Consider the following 1,759-nt stretch of genomic DNA (forward strand, 5'->3'; position numbering starts at 1 on the left):
AGCTTCTAGCTACTAACTACTAGCTTCATAAATGTTACTAGTAGCTACTAGCTATTAGCTTATTTCAAAAAATGGGTGATGAATTCATCACCCATTTACTATTATTAGTCTTCAAATACTGTTTGTCCATCAACTTCAGTTTGAAGTGCTTTTAGACATTTTTCAACTAATCCTCTTCTTAGTTTCTTTTCTTCTGCTTTATCTAAAGCAGGATTTCCTAATGGATGAGGAATTGCAATAGCAGGCACTATTCTATTAGCACCAACTGTTAATGAAATAGGTACTACTGTACAAATATGAACAACTGGAATTCCAGCTCTTTCTACTTCTTTTACCATCGTTGCACCGCAACGAGTACAGGTACCTCATGTAGAGGTTAGTATAACAGCATCTACTCCATCAGCTTTTAATTCCTTAGCAAATTCTGAAGCATATTTTTTAGAATTTGCAACTGAAGTACCATTACCAACAGTAGTATAGAAATATCTATGAAGCTGACCAATAATGCCTTCCTTTTCCATATCCCTTAATACATCAACTGGCAATACTCTATCTGCGTCTTCATTTGCATATACTGGGTCATATCCACCATGGGCAGTTTCATAAGTTTCCTCAGTTAGATCCATTACTCCATCAATATCATATTTACCATACTTAGATGCACTTGATGATTCAATATGATCAGGATTTCCTTTTGGCACAATACCTCCTGAAGTTACTAAGGCTATTTTAGCTTTTGATATATCCTTAACTGCAGGATTTGGCTCTACGTTATCAAAGTCAGGCATTGGATATTCGGTAACGAATTCCTCATCCTTAAGTTTCTTGATCATCATTTCAACGGCTCTTTCAGAACCTCTTTTTTCAAGGAATATATTTTTCCTAACACCTCTAGGAATATATCCTTCTTCATCAGGAGCCCCAATTTCTTCCCCTCTACCAAGCTTAAGGGCAAGCTTTGCTAGAGCAGGAATAGCCTTTCTCATTGCAGCTGCTGAGTTTCCTGTTGATACAATGTAAAGATCTTTCTTATACATATCAACACCAGGGTTTTCAACATACATAGCAGTTACAACTGGAATACCTAGCTCATCTTGAACAGCTTTACATATGGTACCACAAGCAGTACCATATCTTCCTGCATTGAATGCTGGTCCAGCTATGAATAAATCAGGATTATGTTTCTTAACCATCTCTAAAACTTTAGCCTTTGCCTCGTCTAAATTTTCATTAAAGTAGGAGTCACCACAAATAATAGTAGCAACCACTTCTGCTTCTCCCTTGAAAGCCTTATTTAATGCCATACCAGGGCCAACGAAGCCTTCTCTTAATTCTGGTGGAATATCAGCTTTTTCCTCTCCACCGATTCCAGCAAAGAATTGATTTATATAATGAACAACTCTAATTTTACTCATACTTTCCCCCCTCTCATATTTTAAAAACCGGGAAATCAATACTTTATTCAAATTGATTTTTTGCAAATTTTATTCATAATTATATTCTTATCCTCGAGTCCAAACTGGACTCCTTGCAATAGACTTATATTAATATCAAAAAGGTTTTAATAAAAGGATTTAAATAAATTAATATTTACAAAATTGTTCTCTAATTGAAGTCATTTCTTCAATTATTTCATCAACTTCAAGAACCATTTCCATCATGCCAACCTGTTCTTCGTAAACATCGGCATCTACAGCTTCTTTGAATTCTGGTTCTACTGCATGATATACAGCTAATCCTAATTCAACTCCAGCTAAAC

The 1,759-nt window shown here is 35.4% G+C and carries 1 protein-coding gene and 1 pseudogene; both read right to left on the bottom strand.

What is annotated here, in order from left to right:
* Positions 1-104 precede the first annotated feature (104 nt).
* Positions 105-1,415, bottom strand: a complete 1,311-nt coding sequence (gene grdB / locus BUB36_RS18880) for a glycine reductase complex selenoprotein B (RefSeq protein WP_084112157.1) — start codon at positions 1,413-1,415, stop codon at positions 105-107.
* 168 nt (positions 1,416-1,583) lie between these two features.
* A pseudogene (locus tag BUB36_RS18885) lies at positions 1,584-1,759 on the bottom strand (glycine/sarcosine/betaine reductase complex selenoprotein A); the annotation flags it as partial.

Origin of the sequence: Paramaledivibacter caminithermalis DSM 15212, assembly GCF_900142245.1 — a bacterium.
Taxonomy (GTDB): domain Bacteria; phylum Bacillota; class Clostridia; order Peptostreptococcales; family Caminicellaceae; genus Paramaledivibacter; species Paramaledivibacter caminithermalis.